The organism is Streptomyces spiroverticillatus (genome assembly GCA_014650415.1).
Lineage (GTDB): Bacteria > Actinomycetota > Actinomycetes > Streptomycetales > Streptomycetaceae > Streptomyces > Streptomyces spiroverticillatus.
This window is the reverse complement of record BMUX01000003.1, coordinates 517,837-535,071: the sequence shown is the minus strand read 5'-3', so window position 1 is coordinate 535,071 and position 17,235 is coordinate 517,837. Positions and strand designations below refer to the sequence as shown.

The 17,235-nt window shown below is 71.0% G+C and carries 16 protein-coding genes and 1 pseudogene; 8 read left to right on the top strand and 9 right to left on the bottom strand.

Going from position 1 to position 17,235, the window contains the following annotated elements:
* Nucleotides 1-33: 33 nt before the first annotated feature.
* Complete coding sequence (thiC, locus tag IE269_RS10565; RefSeq protein WP_189822569.1) at nucleotides 34-1,800, bottom strand: phosphomethylpyrimidine synthase ThiC; 1,767 nt, start codon at nucleotides 1,798-1,800, stop codon at nucleotides 34-36.
* A 199-nt stretch (nucleotides 1,801-1,999) separates the two neighbouring features.
* Here thiC and IE269_RS10560 point away from each other — a divergent pair, with 199 nt between their 5' ends.
* The gene (locus IE269_RS10560; protein WP_189822568.1) at nucleotides 2,000-3,325 is read left to right on the top strand and encodes a YibE/F family protein; all 1,326 of its coding nucleotides are present in this window, start codon (nucleotides 2,000-2,002) and stop codon (nucleotides 3,323-3,325) included.
* A gap of 36 nt (nucleotides 3,326-3,361) precedes the next feature.
* Here the strand turns inward: IE269_RS10560 and IE269_RS10555 are convergent, their stop codons facing one another.
* The 4 genes from IE269_RS10555 to IE269_RS10540 all read right to left on the bottom strand — a co-directional run bounded on the left by IE269_RS10555 (nucleotide 3,362) and on the right by IE269_RS10540 (nucleotide 5,728).
* On the bottom strand, nucleotides 3,362-3,796 hold the full coding sequence (locus tag IE269_RS10555) for an SsgA family sporulation/cell division regulator (protein ID WP_189822567.1): 435 nt from the start codon (nucleotides 3,794-3,796) through the stop codon (nucleotides 3,362-3,364).
* Nucleotides 3,797-3,895: 99 nt separating this feature from the next.
* Nucleotides 3,896-4,777 carry an IclR family transcriptional regulator gene (locus tag IE269_RS10550; protein ID WP_189822566.1) on the bottom strand — a complete coding sequence of 294 codons (882 nt, stop codon included), beginning with the start codon at nucleotides 4,775-4,777 and terminating at the stop codon, nucleotides 3,896-3,898.
* 188 nt (nucleotides 4,778-4,965) lie between these two features.
* Nucleotides 4,966-5,190, bottom strand: a complete 225-nt coding sequence (locus IE269_RS10545; protein WP_189822565.1) for a DUF5326 family protein — start codon at nucleotides 5,188-5,190, stop codon at nucleotides 4,966-4,968.
* Between the two features lie 220 nt (nucleotides 5,191-5,410).
* Complete coding sequence (locus tag IE269_RS10540) at nucleotides 5,411-5,728, bottom strand: cupin domain-containing protein (protein WP_189822564.1); 318 nt, start codon at nucleotides 5,726-5,728, stop codon at nucleotides 5,411-5,413.
* A gap of 70 nt (nucleotides 5,729-5,798) precedes the next feature.
* Between IE269_RS10540 and IE269_RS10535 the strand changes: the two genes are divergently transcribed.
* The 4 genes from IE269_RS10535 (at nucleotide 5,799) to IE269_RS10520 (ending at nucleotide 9,128) form a co-directional block, all read left to right on the top strand.
* Complete coding sequence (locus IE269_RS10535; protein WP_189822563.1) at nucleotides 5,799-6,179, top strand: phage holin family protein; 381 nt, start codon at nucleotides 5,799-5,801, stop codon at nucleotides 6,177-6,179.
* A 5-nt stretch (nucleotides 6,180-6,184) separates the two neighbouring features.
* Nucleotides 6,185-7,339: a cystathionine gamma-lyase gene (locus tag IE269_RS10530; RefSeq protein ID WP_189822562.1), complete on the top strand. Its 1,155-nt coding sequence runs from the start codon at nucleotides 6,185-6,187 to the stop codon at nucleotides 7,337-7,339.
* A gap of 353 nt (nucleotides 7,340-7,692) precedes the next feature.
* The gene (locus tag IE269_RS10525) at nucleotides 7,693-8,589 is read left to right on the top strand and encodes a LysR family transcriptional regulator (RefSeq protein WP_189822561.1); all 897 of its coding nucleotides are present in this window, start codon (nucleotides 7,693-7,695) and stop codon (nucleotides 8,587-8,589) included.
* A gap of 59 nt (nucleotides 8,590-8,648) precedes the next feature.
* Nucleotides 8,649-9,128, top strand: coding sequence for an NUDIX domain-containing protein (locus IE269_RS10520; protein ID WP_189822560.1), 480 nt, complete (start codon nucleotides 8,649-8,651; stop codon nucleotides 9,126-9,128).
* A gap of 16 nt (nucleotides 9,129-9,144) precedes the next feature.
* Here the strand turns inward: IE269_RS10520 and IE269_RS10515 are convergent, their stop codons facing one another.
* Together IE269_RS10515 and IE269_RS10510 are read right to left on the bottom strand one after the other, a co-directional pair.
* Complete coding sequence (locus tag IE269_RS10515; RefSeq protein WP_189822559.1) at nucleotides 9,145-10,536, bottom strand: globin domain-containing protein; 1,392 nt, start codon at nucleotides 10,534-10,536, stop codon at nucleotides 9,145-9,147.
* 397 nt (nucleotides 10,537-10,933) lie between these two features.
* Entirely contained in the window at nucleotides 10,934-12,151 is a 1,218-nt protein-coding gene (locus IE269_RS10510; protein WP_189822558.1) for an MFS transporter, read from the bottom strand.
* A 237-nt stretch (nucleotides 12,152-12,388) separates the two neighbouring features.
* Here IE269_RS10510 and IE269_RS10505 point away from each other — a divergent pair, with 237 nt between their 5' ends.
* Both IE269_RS10505 and IE269_RS10500 read left to right on the top strand, forming a co-directional pair.
* Nucleotides 12,389-12,847 (top strand): MarR family winged helix-turn-helix transcriptional regulator, encoded by a 459-nt coding sequence (locus tag IE269_RS10505; protein ID WP_189822557.1) that lies wholly within the window; start codon nucleotides 12,389-12,391, stop codon nucleotides 12,845-12,847.
* 71 nt (nucleotides 12,848-12,918) lie between these two features.
* A pseudogene (locus tag IE269_RS10500) lies at nucleotides 12,919-13,345 on the top strand (N-acetyltransferase family protein).
* A 69-nt stretch (nucleotides 13,346-13,414) separates the two neighbouring features.
* On the opposite strand, the gene IE269_RS10495 reads toward IE269_RS10500, so the two are convergent.
* A complete protein-coding gene (locus tag IE269_RS10495; protein WP_189822555.1) occupies nucleotides 13,415-14,845 on the bottom strand; it encodes a serine hydrolase domain-containing protein in 1,431 nt (476 codons plus the stop codon).
* A gap of 163 nt (nucleotides 14,846-15,008) precedes the next feature.
* On the opposite strand from IE269_RS10495, the gene IE269_RS10490 reads away from it, so the two are divergent.
* Nucleotides 15,009-15,737, top strand: coding sequence for a dienelactone hydrolase family protein (locus tag IE269_RS10490; protein ID WP_189822554.1), 729 nt, complete (start codon nucleotides 15,009-15,011; stop codon nucleotides 15,735-15,737).
* 10 nt (nucleotides 15,738-15,747) lie between these two features.
* Here IE269_RS10490 and dnaB read toward each other — a convergent pair whose 3' ends face one another.
* Nucleotides 15,748-17,235, bottom strand: coding sequence for a replicative DNA helicase (gene dnaB, locus IE269_RS10485; RefSeq protein WP_189822553.1), 1,488 nt, complete (start codon nucleotides 17,233-17,235; stop codon nucleotides 15,748-15,750).

The window sequence follows — 17,235 nt, the reverse complement described above, 5'->3', positions numbered from 1 at the left end:
TCACCACACGGCAGCCGTCCCGACACCACGCGACTAATCGGCGATCGGCAGATACACCCGGTTCCCCGCCGCCGCGAACTCGGCGGACTTCTCCGCCATGCCCGCCTCGATCTCCTCCGCCGTTCCCCCGTGCTCCCTCCTGATGTCCTGGCTGATCTTCATCGAGCAGAACTTCGGCCCGCACATCGAGCAGAAGTGCGCCGTCTTCGCCGGCTCGGCGGGGAGCGTCTCGTCGTGGAACTCCCGGGCCGTGTCCGGGTCGAGGGCCAGGTTGAACTGGTCCTCCCAGCGGAACTCGAACCGCGCGTCGGAGAGCGCGTCGTCCCACTCCTGCGCACCCGGGTGGCCCTTGGCGAGGTCCGCCGCGTGCGCGGCGATCTTGTAGGTGATGACGCCGGTCTTCACGTCGTCCCGGTTGGGCAGCCCCAGGTGCTCCTTGGGCGTCACGTAGCAGAGCATCGCGGTGCCCCACCAGGCGATCATCGCGGCGCCGATGCCGGAGGTGATGTGGTCGTAGGCGGGCGCCACATCGGTCGTCAGCGGGCCGAGCGTGTAGAACGGCGCCTCCTCGCAGATCTCCTGCTGGAGGTCGATGTTCTCCTTGATCTTGTGCATCGGGACGTGTCCCGGGCCCTCGATCATGGTCTGCACGTTGTAACGCTTGGCGATCGTGTTGAGTTCCCCGAGCGTCTTCAACTCCGCGAACTGCGCCTGGTCGTTGGCGTCCGCGATCGACCCGGGCCGCAGGCCGTCGCCGAGGGAGTACGTCACGTCGTACGAGGCGAGGATCTCGCAGAGCTCCTCGAAGTGCTCGTACAGGAACGACTCCTTGTGGTGCGCCAGGCACCAGGCCGCCATGATCGAACCGCCGCGCGAGACGATGCCCGTCTTGCGGCGCGCGGTCAGCGGAACGTACGCCAGGCGCACGCCCGCATGGACGGTCATGTAGTCCACGCCCTGCTCGGCCTGCTCGATGACCGTGTCCTTGTAGACCTCCCAGGACAGTTCCTCGGCGCGGCCGTCGACCTTCTCCAGCGCCTGGTAGAGCGGCACGGTCCCGATCGGGACGGGCGCATTGCGCAGGATCCACTCGCGGGTGGTGTGGATGTTGCGGCCGGTGGACAGGTCCATGACTGTGTCGGCGCCCCACTTCGTCGCCCAGGTCATCTTGTCCACCTCCTCCTCGATCGAGGAAGTGACCGCGGAGTTCCCGATGTTGGCGTTGACCTTCACCAGGAACCGCTTGCCGATGATCATCGGCTCGATCTCCGGGTGGTTCACGTTCGCGGGAAGCACCGCGCGGCCTGCGGCGATCTCCTCCCGTACGACCTCGGGAGAAACGTTCTCCCGGATCGCCACGTACTCCATCTCCGGCGTGATCTCCCCGCGCCGCGCGTACGCGAGCTGCGTGACGGCGGCCCCGTCGCGGCCCCGGCGGGGCAGGCGCGGACGGCCCGGGAAGACCGCGTCCAGGTTCTTCAGGCCCCCGCGCGGGGACGTGTGCTTGATGCCGTCGTCCTCGGGGCGGACCGGCCGGCCCGCGTACTCCTCGGTGTCGCCGCGCCCGACGATCCAGTTCTCGCGCAGCGGGGCAAGCCCGCGCCGCACGTCCGTCTCGACGGTCGGGTCGGTGTACGGGCCGGACGTGTCGTACAGCGTCACGTCCTTGCCGTTGGTCAGGTGCACCTGACGGACCGGCACCCGCAGATCCGGGCGCGATCCCTCGACGTACCCCTTGTGCCAGCCGGGCGTGCGCCCGTCCTGGCCGGAGGCAGGCGTGCGTGCATCCATCGTGGTCATGAGACCTACTCCCTACGCCGGCATTACCCGGTAACAGGTTCAGCGGTCGACGCAGCCGTTTCCGTACGCATGTGTACGGAGGTCAGCGCCCTCTCAGCCCGGTGCTCCGAGCTCCCGCGTGTGCAAAGGTGCCCCCACGCTAGCGTCTTGCCGGGCGCGCTGAACAGAGGGCCCCTGTCGTTCTTGCGATGATCGCCTCGTGACCCCACCACAGCCCCCGCCCCAGCACCCGGCCGAGCCGACGCCCCCTCAGCTGCCCTCCCCCGCAGGTCATGGGCACGGACACAGCCACAGCCACGGCCCCGCCGCACCCGTCTCCCAGCACCTGCGCAAAGTGATCGCGGCCGTCCTGATCCCCTTCGCGACCGCCGTCCTCGTGGGCCTCGCGGTCCTGTGGCCGGGCGGCGCACCCGCCCACGAGCGCACCGGCGTCGGCTTCGACCGGCAGACCGAGCAGGGCCGGGTCGTCGCCGTCGAGACCATCGACTGCAAGGACGCCAACGTCGCCCCGCCCCAGCCCGGCCAGGGCGAACCCGTGCCGCCGCCGAACAGCGAGGCACCGTCCGCCCAGTGCAAGAAGGCCACCGTCGAGGTGACCACCGGCGCGAACAAGGGCCGCACCTTCACCGAGATCGTCCAGCCGGAATCCTCCCGGCAGTTGAAGCAGAGTCAGAAGGTCGTCGTCGCGTACGCCCCGAACGCCCCGCGCGATCTCCAGTACTCGGTGATCGACGTGGACCGGAAGCTTCCGCTCACCCTGCTCGCCGGGATCTTCGCCGTCGCGGTGGTCGTCGTCGGCCGGATGAAGGGCATCATGGCGCTGATCGCGCTGGTGGCGTCCTTCGCGGTGCTGACCCTGTTCATCCTCCCGGCCATCCTCCAGGGGTCGAATCCGCTGGTCGTGGCGGTGGTCGGGGCGAGCGCCATCATGCTGATCGCCCTGTACGCCTGCCACGGGCTGAACGCACGGACCTCCGTCGCCGTCATCGGCACGCTGATCTCGCTGCTGCTGATCGGACTGCTGGGCTCGCTGTTCATCGGCTGGGCGTTCCTGTCGGGCAACATCGACGACAACACCGGGCTGATCCACAGCCTCTACCCGTCGATCGACATGAGCGGCCTGCTGCTCGCGGGCGTCATCATCGGCTCGCTCGGCGTCCTGGACGACGTGACGGTCACCCAGACCTCCGCCGTCTGGGAACTGCACCAGGCCGACCCCACAATGGGCCCGCGCGCGCTGTACCGGGCGGGCATCCGCATCGGCCGCGACCACATCGCGTCCGTGGTGAACACTCTGGTGCTCGCCTATGCGGGCGCCGCACTGCCCCTGTTGCTGCTGTTCTCCATCGCCCAGTCCAGCGTGGGCACGGTGGCCAACAGCGAGCTGGTCGCCGAGGAGATCGTCCGTACCCTGGTCGGCTCCATCGGGCTGGTGGCCTCGGTGCCGGTCACCACGGCGCTCGCCGCCCTGGTGGTCTCGGCGGACCGGACGGGCGGCGGACGCGGGCGGCGCCGCAAGCGCTGACGCAGCCGGCGCCGCAAGAGCTGACGCGGGCCGGGGTCAGCCCGCGTTCTCCTCCGCGAGGATGCGACCGAGCTCGTCCTCCAGGCACCCCGCATAGTCACTCTGCGTGTGCTCCTGGCCGAGCGGGACCAGCTTGTCGGTGCGGTCGAGGAAGGCGACCAGGGGGGCTGCGCTCGCCCGGAACAGCGCCCGGTCGCCGCCCACCTGGAGCCGGATATGGACGTCGGCGAGTTCGTCCGGATCGGTCGGCGAGATGTGCACATCGCCCTCGCCGCAGGGTTCGTTGATTCCGTCGACCAGCAGTTCACGACCGAAGGCCCAGGTCACAGGGGCGTCGCCGGGCAGGTGGAAGGTCAGGCGGATCGCGTACGGGTCCTTCGCCTCGTACAGGAGCTCCACCGGAATGCGAAAGGAAAGCTCCTCAGAGACGAGGAAGCTCATCATGACCTCTGCCTGAACCGACTCGCGCATAGCCAACCCTGCCGTAGATGAAAGTGGCCGGAACGATCCCTTCCGGCCCTCTTGACGTCATCGTGCTTGAAGCAGTAACAGATCACAAGGAGTGAGTTTTCAGATACTGATAGAGAACATGAGCGAACGGACCACCTCGCCGAGTTCACCGCGCACCCGTTCGATCGCAGGTCTCAACCGGTACTCCTGGTCGAGCGGCAGAGAGATCGCCAGCACCGTCGGCGTCAGTCCGATCGTGACCGGGATCGCCGCGCACACCGTGCCCAGCGCGTACTCCTGGCGCTCGACCACCGTCTGCATCCGCTCGACCGCCGCCAGCCTCTCCAGCAGGGCGGATGCGTCACGCACCGTGTACGGGGTGAGAGGTTCGACGGGGTGGCGGTCGAGGTGGTCGCGGCGGGTCCGGGTGTCCAGCTGGGACAGCAGGCACTGGCCGATCGCGTGCGCGTGCGCGGTCTCGCGGAGGTCGGCCCACTCCTCGACGGCGGGGTGTTCGATGCTCTCGGCGAGGGCCGCCAGTTCGACTTCGCCCTCGCGGTAGACGGCGAAATACACGGCGGCCCCGAGCGTGTCGCGCCACCGCTCCATCGTTCCGGTGACCACCTCGCGCCGGTCCTGGCCCGCCTCGCGCCGTTCCTGGTCCGCCTCGCCCCGACCGAGCTGCCCGGCGGCCGCACCGAGCACAAAAACACCCTGCTCACGATGGAGGTATCCCTCGTGGGTCAGGGTGCGCAACAGGTGGTAGGCGGTGGGCAGCGGCAGACCGGCCTCGCGGGCGAGCTGCTTGGCGGGGGCGCCGTCGGGGTGGTCGCTGACCGCCTCCAGCAGCCGCAGGGCGCGCTGGACGGAACCGATCAGGGTGGGGGCCGACGCGGGGCCGCCGGGCGCGGGCACCGGTGGGGTGCGGGGGCCGGGGGCGGGTACGGCGGTGGATCGGGCCGTGGGCTGGGTCGGTCGGGCCTTGGGCTGGGCCGTGGCCATGGGTCACTCCCGGGGTCCCGAGGGGCAACGCGGTCGCCGGGGAGCGGGAGTCCCGGGTGACGGCAGCGGTTTTTCACCCTAACTGCCTTGCCCGGGGCCTCAGTTCTTTTCACGTGTCAGGTTCCCCCCGGCGGGCTAACGCCCGCACGGGCTACCCATCGGCGGCCACGGCCTCGCCGCCCGCGGGCTCACCAGCCCTTGGAGGAGCCGGAGGAGGAACCCGACTTGAAACGCCGTACGACGTAGATCAGACCGCCGACCAGGGCGACCAGCACCAGCAGCTTGAACAGCAGGCCGATCAGCGTGCCGATCGCGGTGAGGATCGCGCCGCCGAACACGAGGAGGACGAGGGCGGGGATCGCGACCCACTTCACCCAGCCCGGCAGACCTTCGAATATTTCCCGTGCAGCCATCTTCTTGCCTCTCCCTCGGTCCGGAACCTGCCCGGCTCTGCGGTGTTTCCCTGCTCTCGATGCTAGGCGGGGAAGTGCCTCCGCCGGAGCCGTGCAGCCCTTGAAGACCCCTGATCCGACCCCTAGGGACTCTCGGGGTGTTTCACGTGAAACATTCGGGGACGCGCACCCGGCAGGGGCTCAACTCTCCGGTCAGAACGTCAGCTCTCCGGCCCGGACGTCAGCTTTCCGGCGGCGAGAAGACCACCAGCACCCGCAGGTCCTCCGAGATGTGGTGGAACTTGTGCGCCACCCCGGCCGGCACGTAGACCACGCTGCCCCGCGCCACCTGCGTCGTCTCCATGCCGACGGTGACCGCGGCCCGGCCGCTCACCACGAAGTAGATCTCGTCCTCGTTGTGCGGCTGCTGCGGGTCCGTCGAGCCCGCGTCGAGCGCGTACAGACCGGCCGACATGTTCCGTTCCTTGAGGAACTGCAGATACGCGCCGTCGTTCGCGGCGCGTTCCGCTTCCAGCTCGTCCAGTCGGAATACCTTCATGCCTGACCCGCTCCTCGCCGCGTACCGCCGCACCTGGGTGTGACCGATCATGTCTGCCACGATCAGACACATGATGAATTTCGCAGTCAAGACGATCGCCAACGCGGTCGCCCTCTGGGTGGCCGTGTGGCTCGTCCCGGACATCACCCTCACCGGCGACAGCACCGGCCGCAAGATCGGCACGCTCATCGTTGTGGCCCTGCTCTTCGGGCTGGTGAACTTCCTGGTCAAGCCGGTGGTGAAGCTCCTGTCCTTCCCGCTGTTCGTCCTCACCCTGGGACTGTTCACCCTGGTCGTGAACGCCCTGATGCTGCTGCTCACCTCCTGGCTGGCCGACAAGTTCGACCTGGCCTTCCGCGTCGAGGGCTTCTGGACCGCCGTGCTCGGCGCGCTGATCATCAGTGTCGTGTCCTGGGCCCTGAACGTGATCCTCCCCGACGGAAGGGACTGACCCGCATGCCGATATCCGACGAGGACGGCGACGGCACCCGGTCCGTGCGGGCCGGGCTGCCCGAGCCCGTCGCGTACGAGCCGACCCTGCCGGGCCCGGTGTTCGCCGCCCACTTCCACCTCCCGGGCGAGCCCACCGGTCCGTACACCTACGGCCGCGACGAGAACCCCACCTGGACCCATCTGGAGCGGGCGATCGGCGAGCTGGAGGACCCGGGCGGCGCCGCCCACACGGTCGTCTTCGCCTCCGGCATGGCCGCGATCTCCGCGGTCCTGCTCTCCCAGGCGCAGGCCGGCGACACCGTCGTCCTGCCCGACGACGGCTACCAGGCGCTCCCCCTGGTGCGCGAACAGCTGGAGGCGTACGGGGTCGAGGTGCGCACCGCGCCCACCGCCGGCGAGGCGCAGATCGCCCACCTCACCGGGGCGAAGCTGCTGTGGATCGAGTCGCCGTCCAACCCCGGCCTCGACGTCTGCGACATCCGCGTCCTGGTCGACGCCGCCCACGAGGCGGGCGCGCTGGTCGCCGTCGACAACACCCTCGCCACCCCGCTCGGACAGCGCCCGCTCGACCTGGGCGCCGACTTCTCGGTGGCCAGCGGCACCAAGGGGCTCACCGGGCACGGCGATCTGCTGCTCGGCTACGTGACGTGCCGCAGCGCCGAGCTGGCGGCGAAGGTGAAGCGCTGGCGCAAGGTCGTCGGGGCGATCCCGGGGCCGATGGAGGCCTGGCTCGCGCACCGTTCGCTGGCCACGCTGCACCTGCGGGCCGACCGTCAGGGCGCGAGCGCGCTCGTCCTGGCGACGGCCCTGCACAAACACCCCTACGTCAGCGACCTGCGCTACCCGGGGCTGCCCGAGGACCCCTCGTACCCGGTCGCGGTGCGGCAGATGCGGCGCTTCGGCTGCGTGGTGTCCTTCACGCTGCCGGACAAGGAGTTCGCGGAGCGCTTCCTGGGCGCGCTGCGGCTGGTGGACGACGCGACGAGTTTCGGTGGCGTACGGTCCACCGCCGAGCGGCGCGGGCGGTGGGGCGGCGACGCCGTGCCGGAGGGCTTCATCCGGCTCTCGGTGGGCGCGGAGGACGCGGACGACCTGCTCGTCGACCTTCTGCGGGCGCTGGAGGCGGCGGGCGGCCCGCTGGACGGGCCGGTCTCCTGACCGGCCGCCACCGGCTTCGGTCGGCTTCGAAACCCTGCGGTGGAACGCTCGATGCAGCGAGCATGTACGTAGCGCCGGGTAGCCGCCTGGCGTAGGACGGGCGGTCCGAACCTCCCCCCTCGTGGCTCGGACCGCCCCGGTTCTGCGCGCGAAGAACCGCCTGCACAAGGCTAGTTGACTCTGCGTCAGTGTCCAATCACGCTAGCGACAGCGACCTATCGACATATTTATACTGCGTCTTCGGGCACACCGGCGGGGACCGGACCACGGGGCCTGGACGGCGGTACGGGACCGGGCGGACGCCCGGCCTCCGCGACCACCGCCCCGGCACCGCGCAACGCGGAAGGCATGACATGGATCTGGCCCTGCTGCGCACCTTCGTCACCGTCCACCGGGCGGGCTCCTTCACCCGGGCCGCCGCCCTGCTCGGCCTCTCCCAGCCCGCCGTGACGGGACAGATCCGCACGCTGGAGCGGCAGTTGGGCCGCCCCCTGTTCCTGCGCCGGGCGCGCGGCGTCACCCCCACCGCCATCGGCGACGAGCTCGCCCACCGGGCCGCCCCGCACCTGGATGCCCTGGTCGAGATCACCGAGACCGGCCTCGACGACCAGTCCGGGGTGCGCACCCTGCACCTCGCAGGGCCCCCGGAGTTCACCTCGCTGCGCGCGCTGCCCGCGCTGGCCCCGCTCACCGCGCAGGGCCTGGCGCTGCGGGTCGCCTTCGGCAGCTCCGAGGAGACCCTGGAGGGCCTCGCCGCCGGCCACCACGACCTGGCGCTCACCACCGACCGGCCGCGCGGCGGGCTGCTGACCGCCACCGCCCTGTGCGACGAGGAGCACGTCCTGGTCGCCGCCCCGCGCTGGGCCAAGCACCTCACCCCCGAACTCCTCGCAGACAAGGGCGCCGTCGTCCTGGAGAACCTTCCCGTGGTCGAGGTCCACGAGAGCCTGCCGCTCGTCGCCCGCTACTGGGCGGCCGTCTTCGACACCCCGCCCGCCGCCGCGGGCACCGTCGTCGTCCCGGACCTGCGCGCCGTCCTGACCGCCACCGTCGCGGGCGCTGGCCTGGCCGTGCTGCCCCGCTACCTGTGCGCCGACGCGCTCGACCGGGGCGAGGTGGTGGCGCTGTACGAACCCGTCGTACCGCCCCTGCGCACCTATTTCCTGGCCGTACGCACCGGCACGCTCGCCCAGCCGCACCTCGCGCGGGCGCACGAATGGCTGCTGCGCGCTGCCGGTGACTGGTGCTGAGCGGGAGCCGAGGGGGGCCGGGGAGTTTCGACGGGCCCCGCGCGGGCCACGTTATTGCCATGACCGAACGTCCCGTGGTCAAGCGCACCGCACGCGCCGTCCTCCTCGACGGCGACCACCTCGTCCTCATCAAACGCACCAAGCCCGGCGTCGATCCGTACTGGGTGACCCCCGGCGGGGGAGTCGAGCCGGAGGACGCCACCGTCGTCGACGCCCTGCACCGGGAGGTGGACGAGGAACTCGGGGCGAAGATCACCGACGTGGTGCCCTGCTTCGTCGACACCGTCGAACACATCGCGGGCAACGCGGGCGCGGGCGTGAAGGTGCAGCACTTCTTCGTCTGCCGCCTGGAGTCCCTGGACCCCGCGCTGCGGCACGGCCCGGAGGTGGACGACCCGCTCGGCGAGTACGAGATCGTGCGCGTGCCCTTCAGCCGGGTCGGCATCGCGGCGGTCCATCTCGTACCGCTGTCACTGCGGCACTACCTCGACGGCAACATCGAGGGCGTACGGGCACTGCTCGCCCCTGATCTGGGCTAGCCGCCCCCGACCCGGGCTAGTCCCCCGCCGCCACCAGTTCCTCCACCGCGTCGTGGCGTATCCGGCTGCCTGGGATGCCGACCGTGCGGAGTGCGTCGAGTCCGCTGCGGATCATGCCGGGCGGACCCGAGAGGTAGGCGTCGTACGCGTTCCAGGGTCCGAACTGCCTGACCGCGTCCGGGAACTGGGACCGGTCGTCCACCACCGGGCGCACCGACAGCCAGGAGTGCGACTTCGCCAGGCGCAGCATGGTGTCGATGTCGTACAGGTCGTAGTCGGTGCGCGCCCCGTAGAACACCTCGACGGGGCGCCGCTCGCCGTGCTCCGCGACGTCCTCCACCAGCGCCTTGATGGGTGCGATGCCGGTGCCGCCGCCGAGGCACAGCAGCCCGTTGTCGGTGGTGTGGTCGACGGTCATCGAGCCGGACGGCGGGCCGAGCCGCAGGACGTCGCCGGGGCGGGCCCGGTGCACCAGCGCGTTCGACACCCAGCCCGCCGGGACCGCCTTCACGTGCAGGGTGAGCAGTCCGTCCGGGCGCGGGGCCGCCGCGAAGGAGTAGTGCCGCCATATCCGCGGCCACCACGGGGTCTCCAGGCTGGTGTACTGCCCGGCCAGGAAGGGGTACGGCTGGTCGGGGCGCAGCGTGACCACGGCGATGTCGGGGGTGCGCAGGTCGTGCGCGACGACCTCGGCGTGCCACCAGGCGGGCGAGGTCAGCTCACTCTCGGCCGCCGCGTCGATCATGATCTGCGAGACCGCGGTGTACGTCCGCACCCAAGCGGCCTCCGTCTCCGCGTCCCACACCGCCTCCGCGTACCGCGACAGCGCCCCGATCAGGGCCTCGCCGACGGCCGGGTAGTGCGCGGCCTGCGTGCCGTACTTGCGGTGCCCGGAGCCGAGGTGGCGCAGGTACTCGCTCAGCACTTCCGGGGTGTCCATGTGGTCGGCGGCCGTCAGCAGCGCCTTGAAGAGGCGGTCGCGCTGGGTGTCCATGGCGGGCGGGAACATCGGGCGCAGCTCGGGATGCCGGACGAACAGAAGCGCGTAGAAGTACGAGGTGGCCCGGTCGGCCACCGGCTGGATCTCGGCCAGCGTCCTGCGCACCCGGAGGGCGTCCGGGGAGGGCTGGGGGGACTTGCGGGCTGCGGGGGGCCGGTGCGGGGTGCTGCCGAAGAAGAGCGCGGCGGCCGTCGGGGCGGGGTCCGCTTCCGGTGATGCGGGCGGTGCGGCTGCCGGCTCCCCGGCGGCCTCCTGGGCGTTCGTCCCGGTGCCGGGTGCGGGGTCGAACCACCCGCTGCTCAGGTCGCCGACCGTGCCTCTTCCGGCTTCCTCGGCACCGGCCCCGGATATGCCGTTCTGCCTGGCCATGCCGTTGTTCCCGGCCGGTGTCGTAGTCGGAGCGTCCATTCTGTGCCTCGCCTCGAACGTCATGTGGTCGCGCTTCTCCCTCAGTGAGAGCTCTGTGAGAGCAAGGCGGAAAAGGCTGCGCGTCGGCCGCAGTTCTCGTCGTCGCAGCGTGTCAGCCTGTCGCCCAAAGCGGGCGAAGACCGGGAAGTCCGGGTTTCCGATCTCTCCTTACGTCTAGGCTGCTTTCGCCCCATGCCCATGGGCCCTCGGTCCGTGGCAGCGCATTCCCAGGAACACCGGCACCATTCCTGCCGCACCCACTCACCGGCCGAACCACGATGTTTCACGTGAAACACACCGCATGGACCGGTTGTCTCGTTTGCCCCCGCGCACAAAGGCCCGCCCCCGGACCCTCCTGTGACGGAGGACCGGGGGCGGGCGACAAAGAACGCGCAGGTCAGCGCCGCACGGCGACCACCGCCGGCGCAGCCTCGGGCACGCCTTGCGCCACGAGACGGCCACGGCTTCGTACCGTACGACGGTCCAGCGACCCGGAGATGAAGGCGACCACCAGCGCGGACACCGCCAGGCCCGCACCGACCCAGTTCGGCGCGGTGAGCCCGAGCCCGCCCGCGATGACGAGGCCGCCGAGCCAGGCGGCGAGGGAGTTGCCGAGGTTGAAGGCGCCGATGTTCCCGGCGGAGGCCAGCGTGGGCGCGGCGGCGGCCTGGTCCAGCACCCGCTTCTGCAGCGGCGGCACGGTGGCGAAGCCGAAGGCGCCGATCAGGAAGAGGGTGACGGCCGCGGCGGCCTTGTTGTGGGCGGTGACCGTGAAGAGGGCGAGGACCACGGCGAGGCCGGCCAGGGACACGTACAGCAGGGGCATCAGCGCGCGGTCGGCGAAGCGGCCGCCGATCAGGTTCCCGGCGACCATGCCGAGGCCGAAGAGGACCAGCAGCCAGGTGACGGAGCCCGGCGCGTAGCCCGCGACGTCGGTCAGCATCGGCGTGATGTAGGTGATTGCGGCGAAGACGCCGCCGAAGCCGAGCACGGTCATCGCCATGGCGAGCAGCACCTGCACGTTGCGGAAGGCGGCCACCTCGTCGCGCAGCCGGACACCCTCGGGCTTCGGCTGCTCGGGCACCAGCTTGGCGATGCCCGCGAGGCCGAGCACCCCGAGTCCGGCGACGACGAAGAAGGTGGCACGCCAGCTGACCTGCTGCCCGAGCCAGGTGCCGAACGGGACGCCGATCACGTTGGCGAGGGTCAGTCCCGTGAACACCATCGAGAGGGCCTTGGCCTTCTTGTCCGGTGCGACCAGCCCGGCGGCGACGATCGAGCCGATGCCGAAGAACGCGCCGTGCGTGAAGGAGGCGACCACACGCCCTGCGAGCATCACGCCGAAGGCGGGGGCGACGGCGGTGAGCACGTTGCCCACGACGAACAGGCCCATGAGCAGCATCAGCATGTTCTTGCGGGAGACGCGGGTGCCGAGGGCGGTCATCAAAGGCGCGCCGAGCACGACGCCGAGGCCGTATCCGGTGACGAGGTATCCGGCGGTGGGGATCGAGACCTGGTACTCGGCGGCCACCTCGGGGAGCAACCCCATGATCACGAATTCGGTGGTGCCGATACCGAAGGCGCCGATGGCCAGTGCGAGGAGCGCGAGCGGCATGGAGGTCCTTCCGGGGAGGGGGCGGCCCTGCGTGAGGGCATTACTTGCAGGGGTTCCCTACGAGCGTCGACAATAATTGCAGACGCTGGTTAATTGCAAGCGCGGGATATTGCGGAGGTCGCCTATCCTGGTGAGCGGGCCGCATCCCCGGCCGCCCACGGCACGGCACCTCGCCGACCGCCCACGCACGGCACACCGCCTGCCCGCCCATCGCGCAAGGGGACGAGGAGAGACCAGATGACCGCCACCGACCCCGCGCTCACCGCCCTCGCCCAGGGCTGGTGCGCGCTCTCCCTGCTGCACAGCCGCATCGAGGCCCACATCGAGAAGGCGCTCCAGGCCCAGCACGACCTGAGCGTCCGCGAGTACTCGCTGCTCGACGTCCTGAGCCGGCAGCACAGCGGACCCGGCGGCCACCTCCAGATGCGCCAGGTCGCCGAGGCCGTCCTGCTCAGCCAGAGCGCCACCACCCGCCTGGTCACCCGCCTGGAGGACCGCGCCCTGCTCACCCGCTACCTCTGCGACACCGACCGCCGCGGCATCTACACCGACGTCACCGACGCCGGCCAGGCCCTCCTCGCCCAGGCCCGCCCCACCAACGACACCGCCCTGCGCGAGGCCCTCGACGCCGCCGCCGAGAACCCCGAACTCGCCCCGCTCGTACGCGCGGTGGAAGAGCTGCGCACCCCGGTCTGACCTGGGATTCCTCTGTCACGGCAGCCGGGGGGTCCATGGTCACGACCGGCCGGTCGGCATACGCTGCGACCATGACCGACCTGTCGATACGTCCCGCCACCGAGGCCGACCTGCCCGCCGTCGTCGCGATGCTCGCCGACGACCCGCTGGGCGCACAACGCGAGTCCCCGGACGACCTCACTCCGTACGCCGACGCCCTGAAGCGCATCGACGCCGACCCCAACCAGCTGCTCGTCGTCGCCGAGCGCGCCGGTCGGGTCGTCGGCACCCTCCAGCTCACCCTGATCCCGGGCCTGTCCCGCAAGGGCGCCACCCGCTCGATCATCGAAGGCGTACGCGTCCACGCCGACGAGCGGGGCAGCGGCCTGGGCACCCGGTTCATCGAGTGGGCCGTCGAGGAATCCCGCGCCCGGGGCTGCCAGTTGGTGCAGCTCACCTCGGACGCCACCCGGAAGGACGCCCACCGCCTCCCACGTGGGCTTCAAGCTCCAGCTCTGACACGGGCGGGGGCTTCTGGCGGGCGGGCGCGGGGGCACACCACGGTGCACCCCCGCGCCCCGCGCCCCGCTACCCGATGCCCCGCCACCCTCGCGCGTCCACCCCGCCCGGAACCGGAGCGTCCGCCTCGTACGCCGCCCGGGTGAAGACGAACGACGCCAGGTCGAGATGACTCACCGTGCCGTCCTGGCGCCGTACCACCCGCAGCGTCTCCCCCGCGTAGTACCCGTCGAGCCCGAGCCAGGTCCCGTCCGGCCGCGCCGAGAAGCGCGAGCTGCGGCCCGCGCTGCCGTCCAGCTTGGCCAGCGAGAGCCCGCCGTCGCCGGTCAGCCGCAGCCCGAAGGCGAGCGTGCCCCAGTACCAGGCGCCGGTCAGCTCCAGCAGGGCCCGGTCCACGCCGCCCTCCGGCAGCGGACGCCACGGCTCCGGGATGCCGGGCTCGGCCTCCACCACCGTGAGGGCGAGCTCCGCCGCCACCGCACCGGTCGCGGGCCCGGAGGTGGCGTTCGCCAGTGCCGCGGCGGCCACTCCCTCGGCGACATCCACCCAGAGCGCAGCCACGTACCCAGGCAACGAGCCGCCGTGCCCGATGAGTTCCCGCCCCCCGGCCTGAATCACCTGCACCCCGAGCCCGTACGTCCCGGACCAGTTGCCCGTCTCCAGCGGCGCCGCCGGCACGCGCATCTCCCGTACCGAATCGGCACTCAGCACCCGGTCGTCACCGTGCAGCAGGAAGGCCCCGAAGCGGCAGAGGTCCCCGGCCGTCGACCACAGCTGCCCCGCGGGCGCCATCAGCCCGAGATCCTCCACCGGTTCCGGAAGCAGCACGTCCGCCCAGGGGTGCACCGCCCAGCCCTCCGCGTACGGCGCCTCGGGCTGCGCGCTGGTACGGGTCAGCCCCAGCGGCTCCGTGATCTCGCTCCGTACGGCCTCGGCCCACGGCACCCCGCGCACCGCCTCGACCAGCGCCCCGAGCACCGTGTAGCCAGGATTCGAATAGTGAAAGATCCGCCCGGCCTCATGCGGACGCGCCGCCTTCTCCTCCTGTACGTCCCTGAGCACAGCGGCGAGGTCCGGGCGCACCGTGCCCGGCGTGCGCTCCCACCACGGCCCGGCGGTCTCGGCCGCCAGCCCGGCGGTGTGTCCCAGGAGCTGACGGATCGTGACGTCGCCGACGCCGGTGTCCGGCACGTACTTCTCCAGCGGATCGTCGAGACCCAGCAGCCCCTCGTCCCGCAACCGCATCACCAGCACCGCGGTGAACGTCTTGGTGATCGACCCGATCCGGTACTGGTCGTCCGCCCCCGGCGCCCGCCCGTCCACCTGTGACCCACGCGCCCCGTCCCACACCACGCGCCCCTCGCGCAGCACGGCGGCCGTCAGCGACGGTGCCCGCCCTTCGGCCTGGGCGGCGGCGACACGGCGCAGGAGGGTACGGCGGGTGCTCGGGAGGAGGTCGGTGAATTCACGGTCGGAGGCGGCGTCCGCAGAAGTAGTCATGCTCCACAACTACCCCCGCGCCCTCGCCCCCGTCGAATGGAAAACACGTCGCGCGGCCCGCCCAACACGCCTTACCGAAGCCGCTGTTACCCGTACATGCATCGTTCCGCCGACGGCGAATCCCGCCGCGAACCGGCGTGCGGGCCCACTACCGTCCGAACCCATGACGACGATCACCACACGCACAGTCGAGTACCCGGCCGACGGTCTGACGATGATCGGGCGCCTCGCACTCCCCGCCGGCACCGGCCCCCGGCCCGGGGTCCTGATCGGGCCCGAGGGGGCGGGGCTCAACGACTTCCAGCGCCGCCGGGCCGACGCCCTGGCCGAACTGGGCTACGTGGCGCTGGCCTTCGACATCAACGGCGGACGCTGGTTCACCGACCCCCGCGAGATGCTGGAGCACACGACACCCCTGCTCGCCGACCCCACCCGGCTGCGGGAGATCGGCCACGCGGCGCTCAAGGTCCTCCAGGCCGAGCCGCGTGTGGACCCCGACCGGATCGCGGCCATCGGCTACGGCACCGGGGGCGCGATCGCCCTGGAACTCGGCCGCGACGGCGTCGACCTGCGGGCCATCGGCACGATCAACGCGACGATCACGGGCCACCACCCGGACGAAGCCGCCCGCATCCGGTGCCCCGTCTGGGCCGGTGTCGGATCGGAGGACCCGATCATGTCCGCCGCTCAGCGCGACGCGTTCGCCGCCGAGATGCAGGCGGCGGGCGTCGACTGGCGCCTCACCGTCTACGGCGGCGCACAGCACGCCTTCCACCACCCGCCGGTCGACCAGGAGACCGTCCCCGGCATCGCCCACCACCCCCTGCACGCCGAACGCGCCTGGCGCGACGTCCTCGCCCTGCTCGACGAATGCCTGCCCGTGCGGGGGTGAGCGGGATCCGTCAGGTCTGCGCCATGTCCACGAAGCGCGAGTAGTGGCCCTGGAAGGCCACCGTGATCGTCGCCGTCGGACCGTTACGGTGCTTGCCGACGATGATGTCCGCCTCGCCCGCGCGGGGCGACTCCTTCTCGTACGCGTCCTCGCGGTGCAGCAGGATCACCATGTCGGCGTCCTGCTCGATGGAACCCGATTCACGCAGGTCGGAGACCATCGGCTTCTTGTCGGTGCGCTGCTCGGGACCACGGTTCAGCTGGGACAGCGCGATCACCGGCACCTCCAGCTCCTTGGCCAGCAGCTTCAGGTTTCGCGACATGTCCGAGACCTCCTGCTGACGGCTCTCGCTGCGCTTGGAGCCACCGGCCTGCATGAGCTGGAGGTAGTCGATGATGACCAGCTTGATGTCCTGCCGCTGCTTGAGCCGACGGCACTTCGCGCGGATCTCCATCATGGAGAGGTTCGGGGAGTCGTCGATGAACAGCGGCGCGGCCGACACGTCCGGCATGCGGCGCGCGAGCCGGGTCCAGTCGTCGTCGGTCATGGAGCCCGAACGCATGTGGTGCAGGGCCACGCGCGCCTCGGCCGACAGCAGACGCATCGCGATCTCGTTGCGGCCCATTTCCAGCGAGAAGATCACGCTGGCCATGTTGTTCTGGATCGAACAGGCGCGGGCGAAGTCGAGGGCGAGGGTGGACTTGCCCATGGCGGGACGGGCCGCGATGACGATCATCTGGCCCGGGTGCAGACCGTTGGTCAGCGAGTCCAGGTCGGTGAAGCCCGTCGGCACACCCGACATCTGACCGCTGCGGGAGCCGATCGCCTCGATCTCGTCGAGCGCGCCCTCCATGATGTCGCCGAGCGGCGCGTAGTCCTCGGACGTGCGCTGCTCGGTGACGGCGTAGATCTCCGCCTGCGCGGAGTTCACGATCTCGTCGACGTCGCCGTCTCCGGCGTATCCCATCTGCGTGATCTTCGTGCCCGCCTCGACCAGCCGGCGCAGCACCGCCCGCTCGTGGACGATCTCGGCGTAGTACTCGGCGTTGGCCGCCGTCGGCACCGACTGCACCAGCGTGTGCAGATACGGTGCGCCGCCGACCTTGGTGATCTCGCCGCGCTTGGTCAGCTCGGCGCTGACCGTGATCGGGTCGGCGGGCTCGCCCTTGGCGTACAGGTCGAGGATCGCCTGGAAGACGGTCTCGTGGGCCGGCTTGTAGAAGTCGTGGCCCTTGAGGACCTCGACGACGTCCGCGATGGCGTCCTTGGACAGCAGCATGCCGCCGAGCACCGACTGCTCCGCATCGAGGTCCTGCGGCGGTACGCGCTCGAAGCCGCTGCCCCCGCCGCCGTCCCAGGCGCCTGCGTCGGACCCTCGGTCGTGCCGGTCGTCGCGACCACGGCCTTGGCCGCCGTCGCCGTTCCGCTTACGGGCGGGCAGACGGTCACCCGGACCGCTGTCGGCCCAGGGGTCGTCCAAGGGCTCGGAAATCGTCAC